20 protein-coding genes are annotated in these 20,231 nt (G+C 66.5%); 10 read left to right on the forward strand and 10 right to left on the reverse strand.

Annotated elements, in window-relative coordinates:
* The first annotated feature begins 27 nt into the window (after positions 1–27).
* On the forward strand, positions 28–2,103 hold the full coding sequence (locus AB0H61_RS12775; RefSeq protein ID WP_357302773.1) for a PhoX family phosphatase: 2,076 nt from the start codon (positions 28–30) through the stop codon (positions 2,101–2,103).
* Positions 2,104–2,173: 70 nt separating this feature from the next.
* Here the strand turns inward: AB0H61_RS12775 and AB0H61_RS12780 are convergent, their stop codons facing one another.
* Together AB0H61_RS12780 and AB0H61_RS12785 are read right to left on the reverse strand one after the other, a co-directional pair.
* On the reverse strand, positions 2,174–2,872 hold the full coding sequence (locus tag AB0H61_RS12780) for a glycoside hydrolase family 25 protein (RefSeq protein ID WP_357302775.1): 699 nt from the start codon (positions 2,870–2,872) through the stop codon (positions 2,174–2,176).
* Positions 2,873–3,034: 162 nt separating this feature from the next.
* Entirely contained in the window at positions 3,035–4,372 is a 1,338-nt protein-coding gene (locus tag AB0H61_RS12785; protein ID WP_357302778.1) for a glycogen debranching protein, read from the reverse strand.
* Positions 4,373–4,587: 215 nt separating this feature from the next.
* Between AB0H61_RS12785 and AB0H61_RS12790 the strand changes: the two genes are divergently transcribed.
* Together AB0H61_RS12790 and AB0H61_RS12795 are read left to right on the forward strand one after the other, a co-directional pair.
* A complete protein-coding gene (locus AB0H61_RS12790) occupies positions 4,588–5,283 on the forward strand; it encodes an SDR family oxidoreductase (protein ID WP_357302780.1) in 696 nt (231 codons plus the stop codon).
* A 235-nt stretch (positions 5,284–5,518) separates the two neighbouring features.
* Positions 5,519–6,292 carry a polysaccharide deacetylase family protein gene (locus tag AB0H61_RS12795; RefSeq protein ID WP_357302783.1) on the forward strand — a complete coding sequence of 258 codons (774 nt, stop codon included), beginning with the start codon at positions 5,519–5,521 and terminating at the stop codon, positions 6,290–6,292.
* 51 nt (positions 6,293–6,343) lie between these two features.
* On the opposite strand, the gene leuS is transcribed toward AB0H61_RS12795, so the two are convergent.
* A complete protein-coding gene (leuS, locus tag AB0H61_RS12800) occupies positions 6,344–9,268 on the reverse strand; it encodes a leucine--tRNA ligase (protein WP_357302785.1) in 2,925 nt (974 codons plus the stop codon).
* A 362-nt stretch (positions 9,269–9,630) separates the two neighbouring features.
* On the opposite strand from leuS, the gene AB0H61_RS12805 reads away from it, so the two are divergent.
* From AB0H61_RS12805 to AB0H61_RS12815, 3 genes are all read left to right on the forward strand, one after another.
* The gene (locus AB0H61_RS12805) at positions 9,631–10,038 is read left to right on the forward strand and encodes an SdpI family protein (RefSeq protein ID WP_357302787.1); all 408 of its coding nucleotides are present in this window, start codon (positions 9,631–9,633) and stop codon (positions 10,036–10,038) included.
* A 114-nt stretch (positions 10,039–10,152) separates the two neighbouring features.
* Positions 10,153–10,476, forward strand: a complete 324-nt coding sequence (locus AB0H61_RS12810) for a hypothetical protein (protein WP_357302790.1) — start codon at positions 10,153–10,155, stop codon at positions 10,474–10,476.
* Positions 10,477–10,633: 157 nt separating this feature from the next.
* Positions 10,634–10,966: a hypothetical protein gene (locus AB0H61_RS12815; protein ID WP_357302792.1), complete on the forward strand. Its 333-nt coding sequence runs from the start codon at positions 10,634–10,636 to the stop codon at positions 10,964–10,966.
* A 7-nt stretch (positions 10,967–10,973) separates the two neighbouring features.
* On the opposite strand, the gene AB0H61_RS12820 is transcribed toward AB0H61_RS12815, so the two are convergent.
* Positions 10,974–11,366, reverse strand: coding sequence for a cupin domain-containing protein (locus tag AB0H61_RS12820; RefSeq protein WP_357302795.1), 393 nt, complete (start codon positions 11,364–11,366; stop codon positions 10,974–10,976).
* Positions 11,367–11,505: 139 nt separating this feature from the next.
* On the opposite strand from AB0H61_RS12820, the gene AB0H61_RS12825 reads away from it, so the two are divergent.
* On the forward strand, positions 11,506–11,703 hold the full coding sequence (locus AB0H61_RS12825; RefSeq protein WP_357302797.1) for a hypothetical protein: 198 nt from the start codon (positions 11,506–11,508) through the stop codon (positions 11,701–11,703).
* 67 nt (positions 11,704–11,770) lie between these two features.
* Here AB0H61_RS12825 and AB0H61_RS12830 read toward each other — a convergent pair whose 3' ends face one another.
* From AB0H61_RS12830 to AB0H61_RS12845, 4 genes are read right to left on the reverse strand one after another with little or no spacing between them, the layout of a single operon-like run.
* Complete coding sequence (locus tag AB0H61_RS12830; RefSeq protein WP_357302800.1) at positions 11,771–12,805, reverse strand: aminotransferase class I/II-fold pyridoxal phosphate-dependent enzyme; 1,035 nt, start codon at positions 12,803–12,805, stop codon at positions 11,771–11,773.
* Positions 12,806–12,814: 9 nt separating this feature from the next.
* Positions 12,815–13,861, reverse strand: coding sequence for a 3-oxoacyl-[acyl-carrier-protein] synthase III C-terminal domain-containing protein (locus tag AB0H61_RS12835; RefSeq protein WP_357302803.1), 1,047 nt, complete (start codon positions 13,859–13,861; stop codon positions 12,815–12,817).
* A 4-nt stretch (positions 13,862–13,865) separates the two neighbouring features.
* Positions 13,866–14,525: an SRPBCC family protein gene (locus AB0H61_RS12840; RefSeq protein WP_357302805.1), complete on the reverse strand. Its 660-nt coding sequence runs from the start codon at positions 14,523–14,525 to the stop codon at positions 13,866–13,868.
* The gene (locus AB0H61_RS12845) at positions 14,522–16,204 is read right to left on the reverse strand and encodes a thiamine pyrophosphate-binding protein (protein WP_357302808.1); all 1,683 of its coding nucleotides are present in this window, start codon (positions 16,202–16,204) and stop codon (positions 14,522–14,524) included. The genes AB0H61_RS12840 and AB0H61_RS12845 overlap by 4 nt, the downstream gene beginning before the upstream one ends.
* Positions 16,205–16,479: 275 nt before the next feature.
* On the opposite strand from AB0H61_RS12845, the gene AB0H61_RS12850 reads away from it, so the two are divergent.
* The 3 genes from AB0H61_RS12850 (at position 16,480) to AB0H61_RS12860 (ending at position 18,908) form a co-directional block, all read left to right on the forward strand.
* Positions 16,480–16,998 carry an EXLDI protein gene (locus AB0H61_RS12850; protein ID WP_357302810.1) on the forward strand — a complete coding sequence of 173 codons (519 nt, stop codon included), beginning with the start codon at positions 16,480–16,482 and terminating at the stop codon, positions 16,996–16,998.
* 135 nt (positions 16,999–17,133) lie between these two features.
* Positions 17,134–18,111 (forward strand): ATP-binding cassette domain-containing protein, encoded by a 978-nt coding sequence (locus AB0H61_RS12855; RefSeq protein ID WP_357302813.1) that lies wholly within the window; start codon positions 17,134–17,136, stop codon positions 18,109–18,111.
* Positions 18,108–18,908, forward strand: coding sequence for an ABC transporter permease (locus tag AB0H61_RS12860; RefSeq protein ID WP_357302816.1), 801 nt, complete (start codon positions 18,108–18,110; stop codon positions 18,906–18,908). Before AB0H61_RS12855 ends, AB0H61_RS12860 begins: the two co-directional genes overlap by 4 nt.
* Before the next feature lie 81 nt (positions 18,909–18,989).
* Here AB0H61_RS12860 and AB0H61_RS12865 read toward each other — a convergent pair whose 3' ends face one another.
* A complete protein-coding gene (locus AB0H61_RS12865; protein ID WP_357302818.1) occupies positions 18,990–19,709 on the reverse strand; it encodes a zf-HC2 domain-containing protein in 720 nt (239 codons plus the stop codon).
* Positions 19,709–20,215 carry a sigma-70 family RNA polymerase sigma factor gene (locus AB0H61_RS12870; RefSeq protein WP_357302821.1) on the reverse strand — a complete coding sequence of 169 codons (507 nt, stop codon included), beginning with the start codon at positions 20,213–20,215 and terminating at the stop codon, positions 19,709–19,711. The genes AB0H61_RS12865 and AB0H61_RS12870 overlap by 1 nt, the downstream gene beginning before the upstream one ends.
* Positions 20,216–20,231: the final 16 nt, after the last annotated feature.

Raw genomic sequence — 20,231 nt, forward strand, 5'->3', positions numbered from 1 at the left:
GCGCGTCAGACCAACCCGGGAGTCATCGTGAGTTCGAAACACCTCGCCCTCTTCGTGAAGCATGACGGCCAGTCCGCGCGTGCCTCCGTGACCTGTGAATACAAATGTGGGAACGCGTGCTTCCACGAGGTGCCCAACACCTCCTCGGGTGCGTACTTCGGCGATATCGTCAGCTCCTTGAACCGGCGCGGCCTGATCAAGGGTGGCGCGGCCGCCGTACTCGCGGTCGGGGCCGGCAGCGCGCTCGCCGCATGCGGTGATGACGACGCCTCGGCGGGTACGGTCACTCCCACCTACACACCCGCGGGCACCGCGGGCACCGGCACCGCCTTCACCCCCGTCGCGCCCAATAAGGAAGACGCGCTGGTGATTCCCGAGGGCTACCAGCAGTCGGTCGTGATCCGCTGGGGCGACCCGCTTTTCGCCGACGCACCGGCCTTCGACTTCGACAAGCAGACCGCCGCCGCACAGGCCAAGCAGTTCGGCTACAACAACGACTTCGCGGCGCTGCTGCCGATCGAGGGTCAGGCGAACTCCTACCTGATGGTGGTCAATCACGAGTACACCACCGGCCCGCATATGTTCCGCGGCTACAACAAGGACGCTCCAACCGACGAGCAGATCGCGATCACCAAGGCCGCGCACGGTCTCACCGTCGTCGAGGTGAAGGGTGAATCCGGTTCCGGCAAACTGACTCCCGCTTTCGGCAAGTACAACCGCCGGATCACCGCCGACACCGAATTCCTGCTGACCGGTCCGGCCGCGGGCAGTGTCTTCGTGCAGACCTCCGCCGATCCCACCGGAACCAAGATCCTCGGCACCATCGCCAACTGCGCGGGTGGCGTAACTCCCTGGGGCACCGTGCTTTCCGGTGAGGAGAACTTCAACGGCTACTTCGCCAACGGCGACAAGCTGAGCGATCCGCTCGACAAGCCGCGCGCCAAGCGTTACGGCTTCCCCAAGGGCGCCACCACCCCGAACCAGTGGGAGCGCACCGACAAGCGCTTCGATCTGGCGCAGGAACCCAATGAGGCCAACCGTTTCGGGTACGTCATCGAGGTCAACCCGTGGGATCCCAGCTCGACCCCGGTCAAGCATTCGGCGATGGGGCGGCTCAAGCACGAGGGCGCCAATATCTACGTGACCAAGAACGGTGAAGTCGTCTCCTACACCGGGGACGACGAGCGGTTCGACTACATGTACAAGTTCGTATCCTCCCGCAAGATCCAGCCGGGCACCGGTGCGGCGAGTATGCGCCACAATATGACCATCCTGGACGCGGGCACGCTGTATGTCGCCAAGCTGACCGGCGATCACGCCGATAAGATCGACGGCACCGGCACCGTACCCTCGGATAAGGGTTTCACCGGTAAGGGTCAGTGGATTCCGTTGCTGGAGACCGGATCCGATGGCAAGGGCAAGTCATTGGTCGAGGGGATGACGGCGGCCGAGGTAGCGGTGTTCACCCGGCTGGCGGCCGATAAGGTCGGCGCCACCAAGATGGACCGCCCGGAGGATTTCGAGGCCAACCCGTACACCGGCAAGGTGTATGTCGCGCTGACCAATAACGACAACCGCGGCAAGGATGACAAGGTGGCGGGCCCGGACGAGGCGAACCCGCGCAAGCTGAACAAGAACGGTCAGGTCCTCGAGATCGACGACGACCACACCGGCACCGCGTTCACCTGGTCGCTGCTGCTGGTCTGCGGCGATCCGAATGCGGCGGACACCTACTTCGCCGGTTTCGACAAGACCAAGGTCAGTCCGATCTCGTGCCCGGACAATCTGGCCTTCGACCCGTACGGCAACCTGTGGATCTCCACCGACGGCAATGCCCTCAAATCCAATGACGGCCTGTTCTCCGTGGTGCTCGACGGGCCGAATCGCGGTGAGACCAAACAGTTCCTGACGGTGCCTCGCGGTGCGGAGACCTGCGGGCCGATCGTCACAGAATCTCGGGTCATCGTCTGCGTGCAGCATCCGGGTGAGGCCGATGACGCCACCCCGGAGAACCCGCTGTCGCACTGGCCCGACGGTGGGAGCGCGCAACCGCGGCCGTCGGTCGCGGTGGTGTGGAAGAACAACGGCCGCATCGGCGTCTAGCCACCACCCGGTGAAGCCGCTACTCGACTGGGCGGGTAGCGGCTTCACCATTCCAGCTGTTTCCGCCCGGCTAGCCCATATTCGCGTAGCGGGCGAAATCGCCTTGGGCGCCGCTGTATACGTTGAGATCGGTGCCGCCCGCGATGCCCGGGATGCTGCCGCTGTCGGTGGTCTGCCAGAACGTCCAGGTGGGCCAGCCGCCCGGCACCTCGGGCTGGTCGTTGCCGCGGTAGTCGGCGATCCACAGCGGGTACCCGGTGAACTCGTTGCTGTTCGCCATCGCCGTCTTCCAGAAGTTCGGATAGGTGTAGATGATCGGCATCCGGCCGGTCAGGATCCGCACCGTATTCAGATACCGGTGCGTCCAATTGATCAGCGCCGCGGGACCGAGTCCGCCCGCGTTCTCCAGATCGAGTACCGGCGGCAGGTCGAGCGGCCCGTTCTGGCCGAGCACGGTGGCCGCGTACAGCGCCGCCTGTGGTTCCGGCGGCAGATTCGGACGCGCGTAGTGGTACGTCCCGCGCGCCACCCCCGCCGAGCGCATCAACAGGCTGTCCGGTACGAAGTACGGGTTGATGTAATTCAGCCCCTCCGTCGCCTTCACCATCGCGAATTGATGCCCGGCCCGGCGCACCGCGAACCAGTCGATCATCCGCCCGTCGATGTGCTGCCAGGACGACACATCCGGCCCGGTCGGGGTTGCCCCCGCGCTGCCCGGCAGGGTTGCGGTAAGGATGCCGCCCAGCGTGATCCCGGACAACGCAAGCATGCGAGTCGATCTCCAACGAGTGATATCCATGCTGTTCGACGATAGCTAATGACTTCTACTGTGACCAGAGTTGTAGAAGATGCATTTGCTAAATGTTTACTGATATATCCCGTTGGCTGCTGAGTCGTCCCGGTGCGCCCGCCGGGCCGTCCGATACGCGGCTCAGCCGAGCCAGTCGAGGACCGATGCCGCGGTCCAGGACTGTTGCATGCTGCCGAGGGGCTCGCCGGTGAAGGGTTCGTAGTATTCGGCGAAGCTGCCGTCGCTGGCCTGGCGCAGGCCCTCGGCGCGCAGCATGAAGGCGCGTTCGGCCCAGCCACGGCGGGCGAAGACCCAGGAGAACAGCCAGCTCATCACCGGCCAGACCGGGCCGCGCCAGTATTCGCGGGGGCGGAAATCCTTGGAGACCGGAGAGGTCGACGGCGGCAGGGCATAACGCAGATCGGGATGGCCGCAGTAGCGCGGGCCCTCGAACAGGCGAAGCAGGCTCCGTTCGGTATCGCGGGGCAGGCCGCCGCAGATCAGCGGCGAGAAGACCGCGAGGGTTTCGGTACTGATCCAGCGCTGCAATCGGACATCGAAATCGCGGGCCGCGCCGGTGCGGGCGTCGGCGGTGGCGATCACACCCGCGCGGAAGCGGTCGGCCCAGCCGTAGAGGTCGCGCACATCGGCCAGCGGTTGTTTGTACTCCTCGCCGATATTGGCCAGCACCTCGCAGGCCAGCGCAAAGATCGCGGTGACGAAGACGTCCTCGACCGCGAAGCTCATGGTCGAGGCGAGCAGATAGTCGTCGTAGCCCGCTCGCCGCATCTGCTCCACCAGCCACAGGTAGCGGTCGTATTCGCGATCGCTCGGCCGCTGCGTCGGATCGGAGATGACGGCGGTATCCGCGCGGCGGTACGGCGGCAGGTCGCCGGGAATCACATTCTCGTAGGCCCGGTCCCAGCGCGGCGAGTTGTCCATGCCGGACTCCCAGCCGTGATACAGCATGATCCGGCCGCTCTCCTTGGGGTCGCGGGCGTGCGCGAGCCAGCGATGCCAGCGCACCAGATCGGGCCAGCGGCGATTGAGGAACTCCTCGGCCGCCGCCCGGGTGCTGCGGCCGTGCCTGCGCGAATGGTCGAGGATGCGTTGCACCGCGATGGCGTGCACCGGTGGTTGCGTGATGCCGGAGGTATCCGGACCATCCGGTGCGTTGGCGGCCAGCTTGCGGCACTCCCACCGGGATGGGCCGGGAAAATAGCCGTCGACGCCATTGGCGAAGACGATGTGCGGGATCATGCCGTTCTTCCACTGCGCCGAGAGCAGTGTGTCCAGTTCGATCACCGCCCGCTCGACGCTCAGCGGGGCCAAGCCGACCGCCACGAAGGCCGCGTCCCAGCTCCACATATGCGGATACAGCCGGGGCGCGGCACTGGTCATGGTGCCCAGATCATTGCCCCGCAGCAGATAGGCGGCGCGGGCCGCGAGCTGTGTTGGGGTGAACCCCGGATGTGCCATCCCCCTATTCTGCGATGACACTCGCAGATATGCCTGCTCTGCGTGCTCCGGTTCGGCCTCGTGCCGCCGGTGGCTGACCGGCAGATGTGCGGCGGATCTCACTCTCGCATGCCCCGTCCGTGGAGATTGGTACCGATGTATGCGTGCATCGCTGCGCGTGCGGCCAGTGCTACGGGTTCGGCGCGGGATCTTCCGGAACTATTACGGTGGGGCGCATGACGAGCGCCGTGACCAGCACACCGAAGCCGACCGCCTTGATTACCGGTGCCAGCCGCGGACTCGGCGCCGCCATCGCCCGCGAACTCGCGCCGACTCACGATCTGCTGCTCGGCGCCCGGTCCGAGCAGTCCCTGCGCGAAATCCTCACGGAGCTGCCGGATGCGACCGGGTTGCCGGTATCGCTGACCGACTACGCGGCCGTCGCCGCGGCCGTCGCCCCGATCCAGCGGCTGAATGTGCTGGTGCACAACGCCGGTGTCGCCGATCTCGGCGCCATCGCCGAATCCTCGGTCGAGCAGTGGCGGAATACGCTGGAGGCCAACCTGATTGCCGTCGCGGAACTGACGCGGCTGCTGTTGCCCGCGCTGCGTGCCGTCAACGGCCATGTGGTGCTGATCAATTCGGGCGCCGGGCTGCGCGCCAATGCGGGCTGGGCCTCCTACGCGGCGAGTAAATTCGGGCTGCGCGCCTTCGGCGACGCCTTACGGCTCGAGGAACCGAGCCTGCGGGTGACCTCGATCCATCCCGGGCGCATCGATACCGATATGCAGCGCGAGATCATCGCGGGAGAAGGGCGTGAGTACCGGCCGGAGGAATTCCTCGCCGCGACGACCGTCGCCGGGGCTGTGCGCAATGCCATCGACACCCCGCGCGACGGGCATCCCACCGAGATCGTATTGCGGCCGTACTGATCGCCGCCTATCGCTTCGCGACTGATCGCTGCACGCTGACGCGAATACTGGCGCGATCCGATATCGGCGGGCAAGATTCTGGTTCGTTACTTGTGCGTCTTGGTTCAATCCGTGTACAGCTTCCGTCGATACAGTGCCGCCTGTTTGCGTTCCTGTCACCGCCGATGAACCGCGGGAACGCAGGTCCGAGCGGAACTGAAGGTTGTGGATTGTGGATAGGCGACGGTTGCTATCGATGCTCGCTGCGGGTACCGCCGTGGCGCTGACCGGCTGCGCGGTGGCCGAAGGCGAACCGGTGGGTAGCGGATCCGCAGGCGGGCTACCTGGTCTGCCGCCGCTACAACCGCCGAAGCCGCAGCTGCCGCCCCCGCCGAGTGGCCCGAAGACCCCGATTCCGGCTGGGACCATTACCGCGTTGCCCGGCACGGGCAACAGTATGGCGCTGACCGTCGACGACGGCGCCAGCCCGGAGGTGGTCGGCGCCTACATCGAGTTCGCCAAGGACACCGGCGCCCGATTCACCTTCTTCGTGACCGCGTACTACGACTCGTGGGCGATCCACCGCAACGAGCTACGCCCCCTGGTGGATTCGGGACAGATCCAGCTCGCCAACCACACCTGGGACCACGCCGACCTGACCGCGATCTCCGGTTCCGCCGTCGCCTCCCAGCTGGATCGCGCGAAGACCTACCTGCGCAACAACTTCGGAGTGGACGGAACCCCGTACTTCCGGCCGCCGTTCGGCAGGCACAACGCCACCGTCGACCGGATCGCCGCCGACCTCGGTTACACCGTGCCGACCATGTGGTACGGCTCGCTCTCGGACTCCGGCGTCATTACCGAGGAGTACCTGATCGAGTGCGCCCGTAAGTATTTCAACCCGCAGACCATTGTCATCGGCCACGCCAACGCGCCCGCGGTCACGCACTGCTACGGCCAACTGGTCGACATCATCAAGGAGCGCAATCTGTCGCTGGTGACGCTCGACGACGTGCTGCTGCCGCGGTAGCGGCCGAAGCGCCCACGTCGATACCGACGTGGGCGCTTCGCTGTCGAACTCCTAGGCGACGATATTGATCAGCCGGCCCGGCACCACGATCAGCTTGCGCGGCGCCGCGCCGTTCAATACGGCGGCGATCTTCTCATCGGCCAGCGCGGCCGCCTCGATGGTCGCGTTATCGGCATCGGCGGGCACCTGAATGCGGCTGCGCACCTTGCCGTTCACCTGGATCGGGTACTCCACCGACTCGTCCACCAGCAGCGCCGGATCGGCCACCGGGAACGGGCCGTGCGCCAGGGATTCGGTGTGGCCCAGACGTTCCCACAGTTCCTCGGCGATATGCGGCGACAGCGGCGCGAGCATCAGCACCAGCGACTCCACCACCAGGCGGGGCGCGCCATCGGGGTAGGTCTTGGTGAGGTGATTGGTCAGCTCGATCAGTTTGGCGCCCGCGGTATTGTCGCGCAGCGCGGCCAGATCCTCGTCCACGCCCGCGATCGTCTTGTGCAGCAGACGCTGCGTCTCCTCCGAGGCCACCGCGTCGGTGACGCGCAGCCCGCCGGACTCCTCGTCCACCACCAGTCGCCAGATCCGCTGCAGGAAGCGGTGCGCGCCGACGACATCCTTGGTCGCCCACGGCCGCGAGGTATCCAGCGGACCCATCGACATCTCGTAGAAGCGGAAGGTGTCGGCGCCGTACAGATCGCACATCTCATCGGGGGAGATGGCGTTCTTCAACGACTTTCCGATCTTGCCGTACTCCTGGAACACCTCGACCTCGGCGCCCGTGGCAGTGTCCGATTCGCGTCGCTCCCTGGACACTCCGTGGTCACGCTGCGCTGCCGCCTCCGTGTCCTGAGCTCGCGCCGCTGGGGTCCAGAAGAATTTGCGGTCGCGCTCGATCACCTCGGCGGCGGGCACGTACGCGCCGCGCTCGTCGGTGTAGGCATGGGCCTGGATGTACCCCTGATTGAACAGGCGCCGGTACGGTTCGCAGCCGCTCACGTCGCCCAGATCGAACAGCACCTTCTGCCAGAACCGGGCGTACAACAGGTGCAGCACCGCGTGCTCCACGCCGCCGACGTACAGGTCGACGCCGCCGGGATCGGTCGCGCCGTGCTCGGCCGTACGCGGACCCAGCCAGTAGGCCTCGTTCTCCTTGGCGCAGAACGCTTCGGTATTGGTCGGGTCGGCGTAGCGCAGCTGGTACCAGGAGCTGCCCGCCCAGTTCGGCATGACATTGGTGTCGCGCCGATACATCTTCGGTCCGTCGCCCAGGTCCAGCTCGACATTGACCCAGTCGGTGGCCTTGGCCAGCGGCGGCGACGGCTCGGAGTTCGCGTCGTCCGGGTCGAAGGTCACGGGTGCGAAGTCGTCCAGCTCCGGAAGCTCCACCGGCAGCATGGATTCCGGCAGCGCGTGCGGTGCGCCGTGCTCGTCGTAGACGATCGGGAACGGCTCGCCCCAGTAGCGCTGGCGGGCGAACAGCCAGTCGCGCAGCTTGTACTGGATGGTGCCCTTACCGTGGCCGTCCTGTTCCAGCCGGGCGGTGATGGTCGCCTTCGCATCCTCGACGGACAGACCGTCCAGGTAGTCGGAGTTCACCAGTTCGCCTTCGCCGCTGTGGGCGGCCTCGGTGAGGTCGCCGCCGGAGATGACCTCCAGGATCGGCAGCCCGAAGGCGGTAGCGAATTCCCAGTCGCGGTGGTCGTGCCCGGGCACCGCCATGATGGCGCCGGTGCCGTAACCGCTCAGCACGTAGTCGGCGATGAAGATCGGCACGGATTTGCCGTTGGCCGGGTTGACGGCGTAAGTGCCCAGGAAGACGCCGGTCTTCTCCTTGTTCTCCTGGCGCTCCAGATCCGTCTTGGCCGCGATCGACTTGCGATAGGCCGCAATGGCATCCGCCGGGGTGGCGGCGCCCTCATTGGTCCAGCGCGGGTCGGTGCCCTCCGGCCAGGCCGCCGCGGTCAGCTTGTCGACCAGCTCGTGCTCGGGCGCCAGCACCACATACGTCGCGCCGAACAGGGTGTCGGGCCGGGTGGTGAAGACCTCGATCTGCTCGCCGTCGGCGTCGAATTTCACCTGCGCGCCGCGCGAACGTCCGATCCAGTTGCGCTGCATGGACTTCACATTGTCCGGCCAGTCGAGCAGTTCCAGATCGTCGACCAGCCGGTCGGCGTAGGCGGTGATACGCATCATCCACTGCCACAGGCGCTTACGGAACACCGGGAAGTTGCCGCGCTCGCTGCGACCATCCGCGGTGACCTCTTCGTTGGACAGCACGGTGCCCAGCCCCGGGCACCAGTTGACCACCGAATCGGTCTGGTACACCAGGCGATAGGAGTCGATCAGCGCGGCGCGCTCGGAATGCGACATACTCGCCCAGTCCTGCCCCTGCGGCGCGGGCCGCGCGCCGGAGGCGAACTGGTCCTCGAGCTCCGAGATCGGGCGGGCCCGGCCCAGTTCCAGGTCGTACCAGGCGTTGTAGATGCGCAGGAAGATCCACTGCGTCCAGCGGTAGTACTCGGGGTCGGTGGTCGCGAAGGAACGACGGCGATCGTGACCGAGGCCGAGACGGTCCAGCTGCCGCTGCATGGTGGCGATATTGGATTCGGTGGTATCGCGCGGGTGCGCGCCGGTCTGCACCGCGTACTGCTCGGCGGGCAGGCCGAAGGCGTCGTAGCCCAGCGCGTGCAGCACATTGCGGCCGTGCATCCGGTGGTACCGGGCGAAAACATCGGTGGCGATGTAGCCGAGCGGATGCCCGACGTGCAGACCGGCGCCCGACGGGTACGGGAACATGTCCTGGACGAACAGTTTGTCCGCCGGGGTGTCGCCGGCAAGCGGACCGGTCGGGTTGGGTGCGTGGAAGGTTCCGCGCTCATCCCAGAGCCGCTGCCACCGGCGCTCGATGCGGCCCGCGAGGTCAGCGCTGTACCGATGCTCGGGTACATCGCTTTCGGTTGCACGAGTGTCCTGCACGGTCCTGCCTTCTTGTTATCGCCGATCCCCGACAAACTACGTCTAACAGGGTAGAACGTCCGGGTCGCAGTACCCGAAATCGGGCCGGGCTGGATCCGTTGCCGCACCCGTGCGACCCAGGGCGCCGGACCGGTGCGCAGCGGTTCGCGGTCGCGCGCCGGGTTGTGCCGCAGGGACTTACGCGCTTCGCACGGCGGTCGTTCGCAACCGGGCGGAACCAATGGTGCGTTGGGTTGCTGCGCCGGCGGGGGAGTCCGGCGCATTGTGGAATGCGCTTGTCTGGGGCAGTGGGGTATCGGGTGCTGGACGATTGCGGGGGAGCGGCCCGCCGGTCCGGAACGGCCATGCGCTAGCCTGCATGAGTGTTCGTCGTCGCTCTCGCCCTGTTCGTGCTGGCCATCGTCGCCATCGCGACCGGCGTGCTCGGACTGACCGGCAAGCTCCCGCGCAACCGCTTCGTCGGTGTGCACACAGACGACGCCCTCACCACCGAAGAGACGTTCCGGATCGCGAACCGCGTCGCCGCCCCCACCTCGGTCGCGGCGGGCGTTCTGCTCTTCGCCGGTGGTCTCATCGCCTTCGCCGCGAGCTGGGTCGTCGCGCTGGTCGTCGCCGCGGCCAGCATGGTCGTCGCCCTGTTCACCCTCGGTGCCGGCGCCAATGCCGCGGGTCAGGCCATCGCCGGGCTGGTGCCCGCGCAGGAGACCGGCGGCTGCGGGCAGTCCTGCGGCGCGTGCTCGCTGCGCGACGCCTGCGCGCCCGCCAACTGACCCGCTCCCGGGTCGTTCATCCCACCGCGGAATTGTTGTCGCGGCCGCGCACGGAGCTCACGTACCCTGGCGGCACAGCCTTCGTGGGGGAGGCCGTTCCGGGGGGAGAACCGAATGCTCACCGCACTCGGCATTGTGTCGTTACTCATCGGCCTGGACACACTGCGTGATCATGGGTGGCCCGTTGCCATCCCATCCCTTGCCGTCGCGGCGCTACTGCTGACCATCGCGTTCCGCCTCTTGACCCTCAGGTACACCGATGGGCCCGTGCCCGAGACCGCGCGTGCCGTCCGCACCGCCCGTCGACCTGTCCGCAGCAGCCACGCGCCCTGGTGGGCAGGCGGTTCCGGCGACAGTGGCGGCTCCGGTTGGTCGAGTGGCTGTGGCGGCGGCAACAGTAGTGGCGGTGGTGGCGGTGGCTGCGGTGGCGGGAGCTGATCGCGGCCGACTTCGGCGGCGCACACCCGGCACGGTGACGACGTTGCGCGGTGCGGGCCGGTGGCGATAACCGGTTGCGGCCACGGCAGGGGCACACTGCTGGATGGGAACACGTCGCGTGGTTCGTTTCTGCCGCGCATGTATCGGGAGGGAATCAATGAGTTCATTTGTCATGGTGGTCGTCGGCTTCGCAGGCTTCCTCGCCCTGTGGTCCAACCCCGTGATCGGGGGAGTGCTGATCGCGATCGCCGTCCTGATCGGCATGCGAAATTCCGCCCGCCGAGACCGCCGCAACGCCCGCCGATGGCATGCGGGCGGCAGCGGAGGCGGCGATTTCGGCGGCTGCGGTGGCGGAGGCAGCGGTGATGGAGGCAACAGCGGCTCCGGATGGAGTGGTAGCAGTTGCGGCGGTGGAAGCAGTAGTAGCTGTGGCGGCGGCAGCAGTAGTAGCTGCGGTGGCGGCGGCAGCTGCGGTGGCGGCGGCAGCTGAGTGTGACCTACGAGTCCCGGTGGTGGTCCGGTGGCGGGATGCCGCGGGACAGGGGTGCGCCAATCGGGTTGAGGTAGAGCACGACGATCGCCACCGGAACCGGGCCGAGGTTGCGGGCGACGAGGGGATGGTTCGGGCCGCTGGGTTCGCGGAAGAGGCGGCCGCGGCGATAGGTGACCGGTGCGCCGTCCGCGCCGGGATGGTCGAGGGTGCCGCGGGTGACGAGTACCAGCAGGGTGCCGTCGTGATAGTGCCAGCCGCTGCTGCCGCCGGGCTCGATGAGGGTCCGGCGCAGGATGACCTCATGGCGGACGAGGGGGAAACGGAACAGCACCCGGCTCGCCGTGCCGACGGCCGGTTCTGGATTCGGGCGGTACTCGCGAGCGCTCCAGATCCGCATCGGACCATCGAACCATTCGTGGCGTGCCCGGATTCGGGCCGGACGGGCTTTCGATTCCGCGCGCTGAATAACGGTGGCGCGGTCGCACGGGCGGCCCGATACTGAGCGGGTACGACCGGTTCCGAGGCGGGAGATACATGTGATCGACGGGGTAGCTGCGGACGGCGTTCTCGCGGCGGGCAATACGCGGGGGATTTCGGGCCGCCGCGTCGAACATCTCGGCCCGAACTCCGCCGAGCCGCCCGAACTACTGGTCGCGCAGGGGATTTCGCTGCCCGAGGCCACCGAGTCGATCGAAGAGTCGGTGGATCGTGTTCTGGGATCGCCGGGCGCATAGGCCGAACCGACCGCACGGCCGGTCGGCGCGGCGATGGATTCGCTCCGCCCGGGTCACCCTCTTCCGCCTACCGCAGTGAGGCCACCGCCGCCAATACCGCCAAATCCGCTTCGGGATCACCCACGGCGATGCGGGCACTTCCGTTGGGGTAGGCCTTGGCCGTGATCTCGGCTCGTCGCAAGGCCGTCGCGATGCCGGGACCGGGCAGGTAGAGGAAGTTGGCATGGCTGCGGGGTACGGCGATCCCGCAGGAGCGCAGCGAGTTTCGTAGATTCTCCCGTCCGGTGGTGATGCGGTGGATGCGCAATTGGAGTTCGGGAGCGGCCGCGTAGGAGGCGGCGACCGCGGCGACGGCGGCCGTGCTCACGCCGAACGGCAGCTGTAGCCGCCGGACCCTGGCGATGAGCTCGCGGCCGCCGAAGACATATCCGATGCGCAGGCCCGCCAGTCCGTAGGCCTTCGAAAAGGTGCGCAGGATGAGCAGATTCTGATGTCTGCGCAGCAGCGCGTCGGTGTCCACCCGGTCGGCTTCGGCGAGGAATTCGACATAGGCCTCGTCCAGTATCACCGGCACCCGGCTCGGAACCGAGCACAGGAACGATGTCAGCTCGGCCGCCGGGAGCACCGTGCCGGTCGGGTTGTGCGGGCGGCAGATCACGATCAGCGAGGTCCGGTTGCCGACGGCGCGCCGCATTGCGGCCAAGTCTTGATTCCCCATCGCGTCCAACGGCACCGAGACCAGCTCCAGCCCCGCCATCTCGGCCATGATGGGATATCCGTCGAAGGTCGGCGAGCCGACGACCAGCTCCGATCCCGGCGTGGTCAGCGCCTGGATGATCTGCATCGCCACCCCGGTGGCGCCCGATCCGACCACCACCTGATCCGGATGCACACCGAGGTGGCGGGCGATGAGCGTTGGCAGCCGGAGCGGAAAGAACTCCGGATACCGATTGGCCTGCGCCAATGCCTCGTTCACCGCGAGCAGGACCGAAGGCAGGGGCGGGAATGGGTTCTCGCTCAGGCTCAGATCGAACCGCGCCGCCGGTCGTTCGCTCCGGTACCGCCGCGAGGACGCCGATCCGTCGACGAGCCGCATACTCATCGTCGCACCTCATCCATGCGACGCACCCCAGCGCACGGCCGCGGCCGCGGCGAAATCGCCCGCGTGCGCGAAGGCCGAGAGCAGCACCACCGATCCATTACGGAGCCTGCCCGCCCGGTTCTCCACATCAAGGGTGACGGGAATGCCCGCGGCGAAGAGGTTTCCGCACTGGTCGAAGGTATCCGGGTGACGTTCGGACGGCAGTTCCAGCGCGTCGTGCCAGTTGCGCAGAAACAGCCGGTTCGGCTGGTTGGTGACGAAGGTGTCGATATCGCGGCCCTTCACCCCGATGCGGTCGCAGACCGTCAGTGCCACCTCGGGCACCAGCCGGTTGCCCCGCGCGAAGACCTTGGTGATCTTCGATTCGCTGAAGCTGACGCAGCCCTGGCCTTCGCCCGGTTCCCAGTACTTGCGCTCACCATTGGTGGAAAAGTCCATATCCCCGGCGAATTCCGGGTAGGTGCGACATTCGATATCGAGAATCGGTGCGCTGTCATCCTTCACCAGTAGTCCGACTCCGCATCCGTCGCCCGGCACCGGAGCCTGCGCGAGTTTGCGGATCTCGCTCTGGGTGAAGACCGGTCCCGCGCAGTTCTGGGCGGCGGCGACGAGCGCGGTGCGGGCGTCGGTGGTCTGCAACACCATCCGGGCGATCGACATCATATGTACGAAGGCCGCGCAGCCGCCGTTGTGCACGTCGTACACGAAGCCGGGGCGGGCCCCGAGCCGCCGCGCCACCTCGGGTCCGCAGCCCATGACGGGGTTGTCCGGCAGCTGGGTGTGGGTGATCAACACGTCGATATCCGCGATGAACTTCGCGCCATGGCGTTCGATCAGCGGTGCGACGGCACGTTCGACCATATCCACCGCGGTTTCGTCGCGGGACACGTGGTGGCGGCCCTTGGGAGAGCGGAACATGACGTTCTTCGCCATCCGGTCCGAGCGGGAGAACTGGGTGAAGTATTCCGTGCCGACCGGTTCGCCGGGCAGATAGCTCGCCACATCGACCAGGCTCACCGCGGGCAGTCGGGGCGCGTCGGGGTTGGTGGGAATCATGGGGTCACCGCATCCATTCGGGTTTGATCGGCAGGCCGTGGTCCGCGCGGTACTCGCAGATCGCCTTCAGGTTGTCCATTTCCAGCTGGTGACCGGCGGAGAACATCTCCCAGAAGTCACCGACCCAGACCGGTCGCTTCGCGGGAGCGGTTTCGGGGTAGGGGTTTTCGTCGTAGAACGGGTGTTTGCAGTTCACCCACAGCACGACCGAACCCGGCTTGTTGAATACCGCCTGCGCGTCGACGACCCGCATCAGGTAGATCATCCACAGGTGCTGCCCCTGATCCCAGGCGCAGTGGTAGTCGACGGTCATCGACTCGGGGTGGGCGACGGTGCGGGTGAAGATCTTGGTGGCGTCGCCGAGCCGATCGTAGGCCAGCCACAGGCCGGGCTCCTCGGTCTCCACGAAGCCGCGCAGGCTGTAGGTCCATTCCTCCAGCGACCGGGTGTCGGCCAGATATTCGTACACCTCGCGCGGCGGTGCCGCGATATACGCCTGAACCGGGCAGTATTCGCCGAAAATCTGGTCGTGCGGGTACACCGACCGCAACATATCCATGATGATCGGGGTGGTGGCGTCCTTATCGGAGTTCTCGATACGCAGTACTCCGGGCACCACGTCGTCCGGGATATCGCTGAGGGCGGGCAGGGCACTGGTGGTCACTGGTTCCTCCTGGTTGTTTCGAGGGTCGTCAGAAATGGAACGAACGGGGGGATCTCGTCGGGGTCGCAGTCGATCGAAATGAAGGACGGCCCTTCGGCTTCGAGGCAATGATCGAGCGCGGCGGCGAGCTCGGCCGTGGTGTGTACGGAGTGCGCGGGCAACTCGGGAAACATCGCGCCGATCCCGGAACCCAGTTCGGATGGACGAAATCGGTTGAAGCTGTATCGATCTCGGTAATACAGCTGTTCCCTGGTCACGCACATGGCGTGCGCGTTGTTATTGAGCACGATGAAGGTGACGGGTAGCCGGTGCTCGATGGCGGTGTGCACCTCCATTCCGTGCATGTAGAACGCGCCGTCGCCCGCGATGACGGCGGTGCGCCGGATCCCGTGCGGGCCGCGATGGCGGGCGAAGGCGGAGCCGATCCCGGCCCCGAACGCGTAGCCCATACCGCCCATGCCGAGCGCGACCACGAACCGGCCGCCGCGCGGTACCGGCAGGTGGTGCACCACCGCGGCGCCGGTATTGCCCGCGTCGGCGAAGACATCGGTGCCCGCGGGCAGTGCCGCGCCGATGGTTTCGACGAGTTCGCGGTACCGCAGCCCGGGACCGTGTGCCGCGGGGACGCGCAGCGCGGTCGGCGCGGGAGCGGCGGACGGTTCAACGGCAGCCGCGTCATCGGAGAATTCGGCGGCAAGCTCGCCGAGGGCGCCCGCCAGATCAGTGCTGTACGCGTGGATCGCGGGCAGATATGGCGGTATCACGCCGATACTCGCCACAGTGCAGCCGAGCAGCAGTTCGTCGAGGCCGGTGCGGGCGGTGATCGGCATCGTGGTCCCGACCAGCAGACACAGTGCCGCGGAGCGGATCGCGTCGGCGAGTTCGGGATGGCCCATGCTGCCCGCGACGCCGCAGAATCCGGGACCGTCGTTGTCGTAGGTGTCCTTGGCATCCGGTGCGACACCGACGGAGGCATCCAACGCCGATGCCAGCGCGGCCAATTCGGTACGGGCGTTGTCGCGCGCGACCTGATCACCCGCGATGATGACCACCTTCCCCGTGCGCCGGGCGGCGGTCAGCTCGGCCAGCACGCGGGCCGAGCCGGGTTCGTCGCGCCGATGTGTCCTGGGCGGCAACCGGAACGGCGGGTCCGCGATCTCGGACTGCTGCACGTCTTTGGGAAGCAGGAGGACGGCGGGCCCGCCGCGCCGGGCGGCGCCGACCGCCCTGGCCACCATTTCGGGCAGTTCGGCGGCGTTTTCTACACGTGCGCAGTACTGGCTGATCTCGCCGAAGAGCCGGGCGGCGTCGATGGTGCCCGCGTGGCCGCTGGTGTCCTGGAACGCTCCGTGTCCTTCCAGCGTCGTGGGTGGCTGGCCGACCAGGGCGAGTACCGGCACCCGGGACGCGAACGATTCGGCCAGCCCCGCAACGAGATTCATCGCGCCCCCGCCCGAGGTCGCGGCCACGACGCCGAATCCGCCGGTATTGCGGGCGTATCCGTCGGCCATGGTGGCGGCGGAGAATTCGTGTTTGGCGATCACCCCGGTGATCTCGTCCGGGGAGTCGAAGATCGCGTCGTAGAGGTCCTCGATATTGGCGCCGTCGACGCCGAAGATATGCCGCACACCCATCGCCGAGACCGCCCGAACCAGATAATCCACGACCCTGAGTGGCATGCGCACTCCCTTCCCGTAGCGGCCGTCCGAACAGCTCGATCGAGCCATCGGAGTCCAGTTCCTCGTACACGAGGAATACGGGGTAGCGCGGTGGGCGGTTCAACGCCTGACAAAGATTTTCGCGCCGGTGATCGCGAATCGTGTTGCATCGCATGCCGTATGGGCAGTGTTACCAAGGCCCTTGCGTGTACGTATACATCTACGTTTCGCCTTCCGCATGGGCAGTGTTAACGAGGCCTCTTGCATGTACGTATACATCTACGTATAGTGAGTCCATGCCCAATAAGACCATCTACGTGTCCGACGACGATCTACCCCTGTTCCAGCGGGCGCAGGAACTGGTCGGCGGCAATCTCTCCGGCGCGGTGACCACGGCGCTGCGCCGCTTCATCGAGCTGGAGGAGGGTCGTCAAGAGGGCTTCGACGAGATTGTGCTCCGGGTCGGCCACAACGGCGCACGGCAGGTCCGATTCTCCGGCGCGCTGCTCGGCGAGTGGAACGATCAGAACGACGAGCGCATGGAGCGCGTCCGGGTGTTCCGAACCCGCAAGGGCAAGATTGCCATGCATGCCCAGTACGCCAACTGGGACGAGTACCCCACCGATCCGAAGAACTGGCTCAACGACCTCAAGAATTGGCGTCGCATGCTCGGCGTCGGCGAACAGGACTGGGGCGATTTCATTTTCGTGGTGGTCGATTCGCTGGAAGAGCTGAAGGGGGAAATCCCGGACAAGCTCTACCAGCGAGTCGCCGATATCGCGGACCGTCCGCCGGTGGAGGATCTCGATATCTGAGGCCCGGGCCGAATTGCCCACCCGGACAACCGAATAGAAGTCCATAAACATCAATCACCGCGTCGCAGAGGGTGCGGTGCTGATCAATCATGCACATATTCGCATTAAGTTATTGGTTTCAGGAAGAGGAGACCCATGATCAACGGTCATCATGCGCCCGCGATCTCGGCACGCGGCCTGCGTAAAGCGTTCGGCGAGCACGTCGTACTCGACGACATCGACATCGCCGTACCCGAGGGCACCATCTATTCGCTGCTCGGCCCCAACGGTGCGGGCAAGACCACCACCGTGCAGATCCTGACCACCCTCATCGGCGCGGACGCGGGTGAAATCCGGGTGGGCGGCCATGATCTGGTGGCCGAGCCGAAGGCGGTTCGCGATGTCATCGGCGTCACCGGTCAGTTCGCGGCCGTCGACGAATTGCTCACCGGCCGTGAGAATTTGATCCTGATGGCCGATCTGAACCATTTGCCGCGCAAGCACGGCAGGCGCTTGGCCGCCGAATTGCTGGAGCGCTTCGACCTGGTCGAAGCCGCCGACAAGACCGTGGCCACCTACTCCGGCGGCATGACCCGGCGCCTCGATCTGGCCATGACACTGGTCGGCGATCCGCGCATCATCTTCCTGGACGAGCCGACCACCGGCCTCGATCCACGCAGCAGGCGGACCATGTGGGAGATCATCCGCGGGTTGGTCGACGACTACGGCGTGACGGTATTCCTCACCACCCAGTACCTGGAGGAGGCCGACCAGCTCGCCGACCGAATCGCGGTGCTGGACAACGGACGCCTCGTCGCCGAGGGCACCGCCGCCGAATTGAAGCGGCTGGTGCCGGGCGGTCACATCCGGTTGCAGTTCGCCGACCGGACCGGACTCGACGCCGCCGTTCGCCTGCTCGGCGATACCGCCCAAGTACTGGACGAGGCGGGTGAGGGCGCGTTCACGCTGGCCGTCCCCGGAGACGGCGGCGTCGCATCCCTGCGCGCCGTGCTGGATCGGCTCGACGGCGGACAGATCGAGGTCGAGGGGCTCGCGGTGCACACGCCGAACCTGGACGACGTATTCCTCACCCTCACCGGACATTCGACCTCGGAGAAGGAGATCGTGGCATGAGCGTGCATAGTGAGCGAACAATGGGCACGGCCGCCTCCTATGTACTCGCCGATTCGGTCACGATGTTGCGGCGAAATCTGCTGCACGCCAAGCGTTATCCGAGTATGACGTTCGGTGTCGTGCTGATGCCCATCGTGCTGATGCTGGTATTCAATTATGTCTTCGGCGGCGCTCTGGAGAAATCCTCCGGCGGCAACTACATCGACTATCTCGCGCCCGGGATGCTGCTGATGATTCCGGCGTATATGACGGCGTCGGTGGCGGTCTCCATCGCGACGGACATCACCAAGGGCATTGTGAATCGCTTCCGCACCATGTCGATCGCACCGTCCTCGATGCTGACCGGGCATGTGATCGGGGCGCTGATCCAGGCGCTGCTCGGCAGCGTGGCCATGGTCGCCGTATCCCTGCTGATCGGATTTCGGCCGAATGCCGATGTCGTCGAATGGATCACCGTATTCGGTCTGCTCGCGCTGGTGATCTTCGCGCTGACCTGGTGCGCGGTAGCCCTCGGCCTGCTGGCGCCGAATCCGGAGGGCGCGAGCAATATGCCCTTCCCGATCATTATGCTGCCGTTTCTCGGCAGCGGGCTCGTCGCCACCGACACCATGCCGGTCGGCCTGCGCCAGTTCGCCGAGTACCAGCCGTTCACGCCGATCACCGAGACGATCCGCGGCCTGCTCATGGGTACCGAGATCGGCAACAGCGGTCTCCTCGCGGTCGGCTGGTGCGTGGTCATCGGACTGGGCGGATACCTGTGGTCGTCCTCGATCTTCCGGCGGCAGGCAATCCGATAACGGCGCCACGAGACGAGAAAGCGGTCCCCGCCCGGGGACCGCTTTCTTCCGTACCGCGAAACCGACTGCCGTACCCGCCGATCAGACGTTGGCCGTGAGCACGACCTTGCCCGACGCCATCGACTTGATCTGCACATTGGCGATCTTGTCCGGCGCCATATCGACAGTCTGATCGACCGTCAGCACGGTGTCGGGTCCCGCGGGCCACGTACCGAGATCCATCCGGGTGCCGTCGGTGCCGTTCACCACCAGCCCGTAATTCACGGTGTAGATGTAGTCACCCGGTGCGTACCTGCAGGTCATCACGACCCGGGTGCGTCCGTCCGTGGTGACGATCTTGACGTTGGCCGAGACGGGTGTCGGCTCCAGCGGCTCCATCGCGCGTTCGGCGAAGACCTGCTCCGAGGTCGTCGGCTCGTTCGTGGTGATGTTCACCGAGCCGACCAACGGAACCGCGATGGCCACCGCCGCGGCGGCCGCCGCGACCGCGGCGCCGAACGTCACCCACCGGCCGCGCTTGCGCCTGCGCTCGGCCGCGTCGGCGAGCCGGGGCAGCAGCTGCGGCACCGGCGGAACCTCGGGTTCCCGCGCCCCCTGCGGGGCCGGTTCGATCATCGCCAGCGCGGTATCGGGGTCGACGAGTGCGAGCATGCCGGGCAGACCGGCCAGGTCTGTCACCGCGGTCTGGCAATCGCCGCAACCCGCGAGGTGATCCTCGTACTCCCGACGCTCGACGCGGCTGAGGGAGCCGAGCACGTACGGTGCATCCCACGTCGAGTAGTCATCCGCGATATCCGTCATCAGTTCGTCACCCCCATCTCCTGGAGAGCGAGTCGTAGGGCTCGCATGCCGTAATGCATCCGGGATTTCACCGTGCCGGGCGGAATATCGAGCTCCGCCGCGATCTGGTGCGTGGAAAGGCCGCGATAGTAGGCACGCACGATCACCTCCCGGTGATCGGCGCTGAGCCTGCCGAGCGCGTCGGCCACCAGCCAGCCGTCCAGGGCGCGGTCGGCCTGGTCCGGGGCGGGTTGCTCCGGCGGGTTGTCGGTACGGAATTCGCGCCTGTTGCGGGCGCTGCGATGCTCATCCACGGCGAGATTGCGCGCGACGGTGAACAGCCACGCCCGCGCCGATGTCGTGGATTGATCGAGTACGTTCGGGCGCTGCCATGCCCGTAGCAACGTCTCTTGCACTATGTCCTCGGCTCGTCCGGGGTCTCGAACCAAACCCACTGTGTACCGCCAGAGCGCCGACGCGTGTTCCTGGTACAGAACTCGCATCAAGTCGGTTTGATCGTCCGGCATTGCTCACCTCCCGACC

It is taken from the genome of Nocardia sp. NPDC050710 (genome assembly GCF_040654375.1).
GTDB lineage: Bacteria > Actinomycetota > Actinomycetes > Mycobacteriales > Mycobacteriaceae > Nocardia.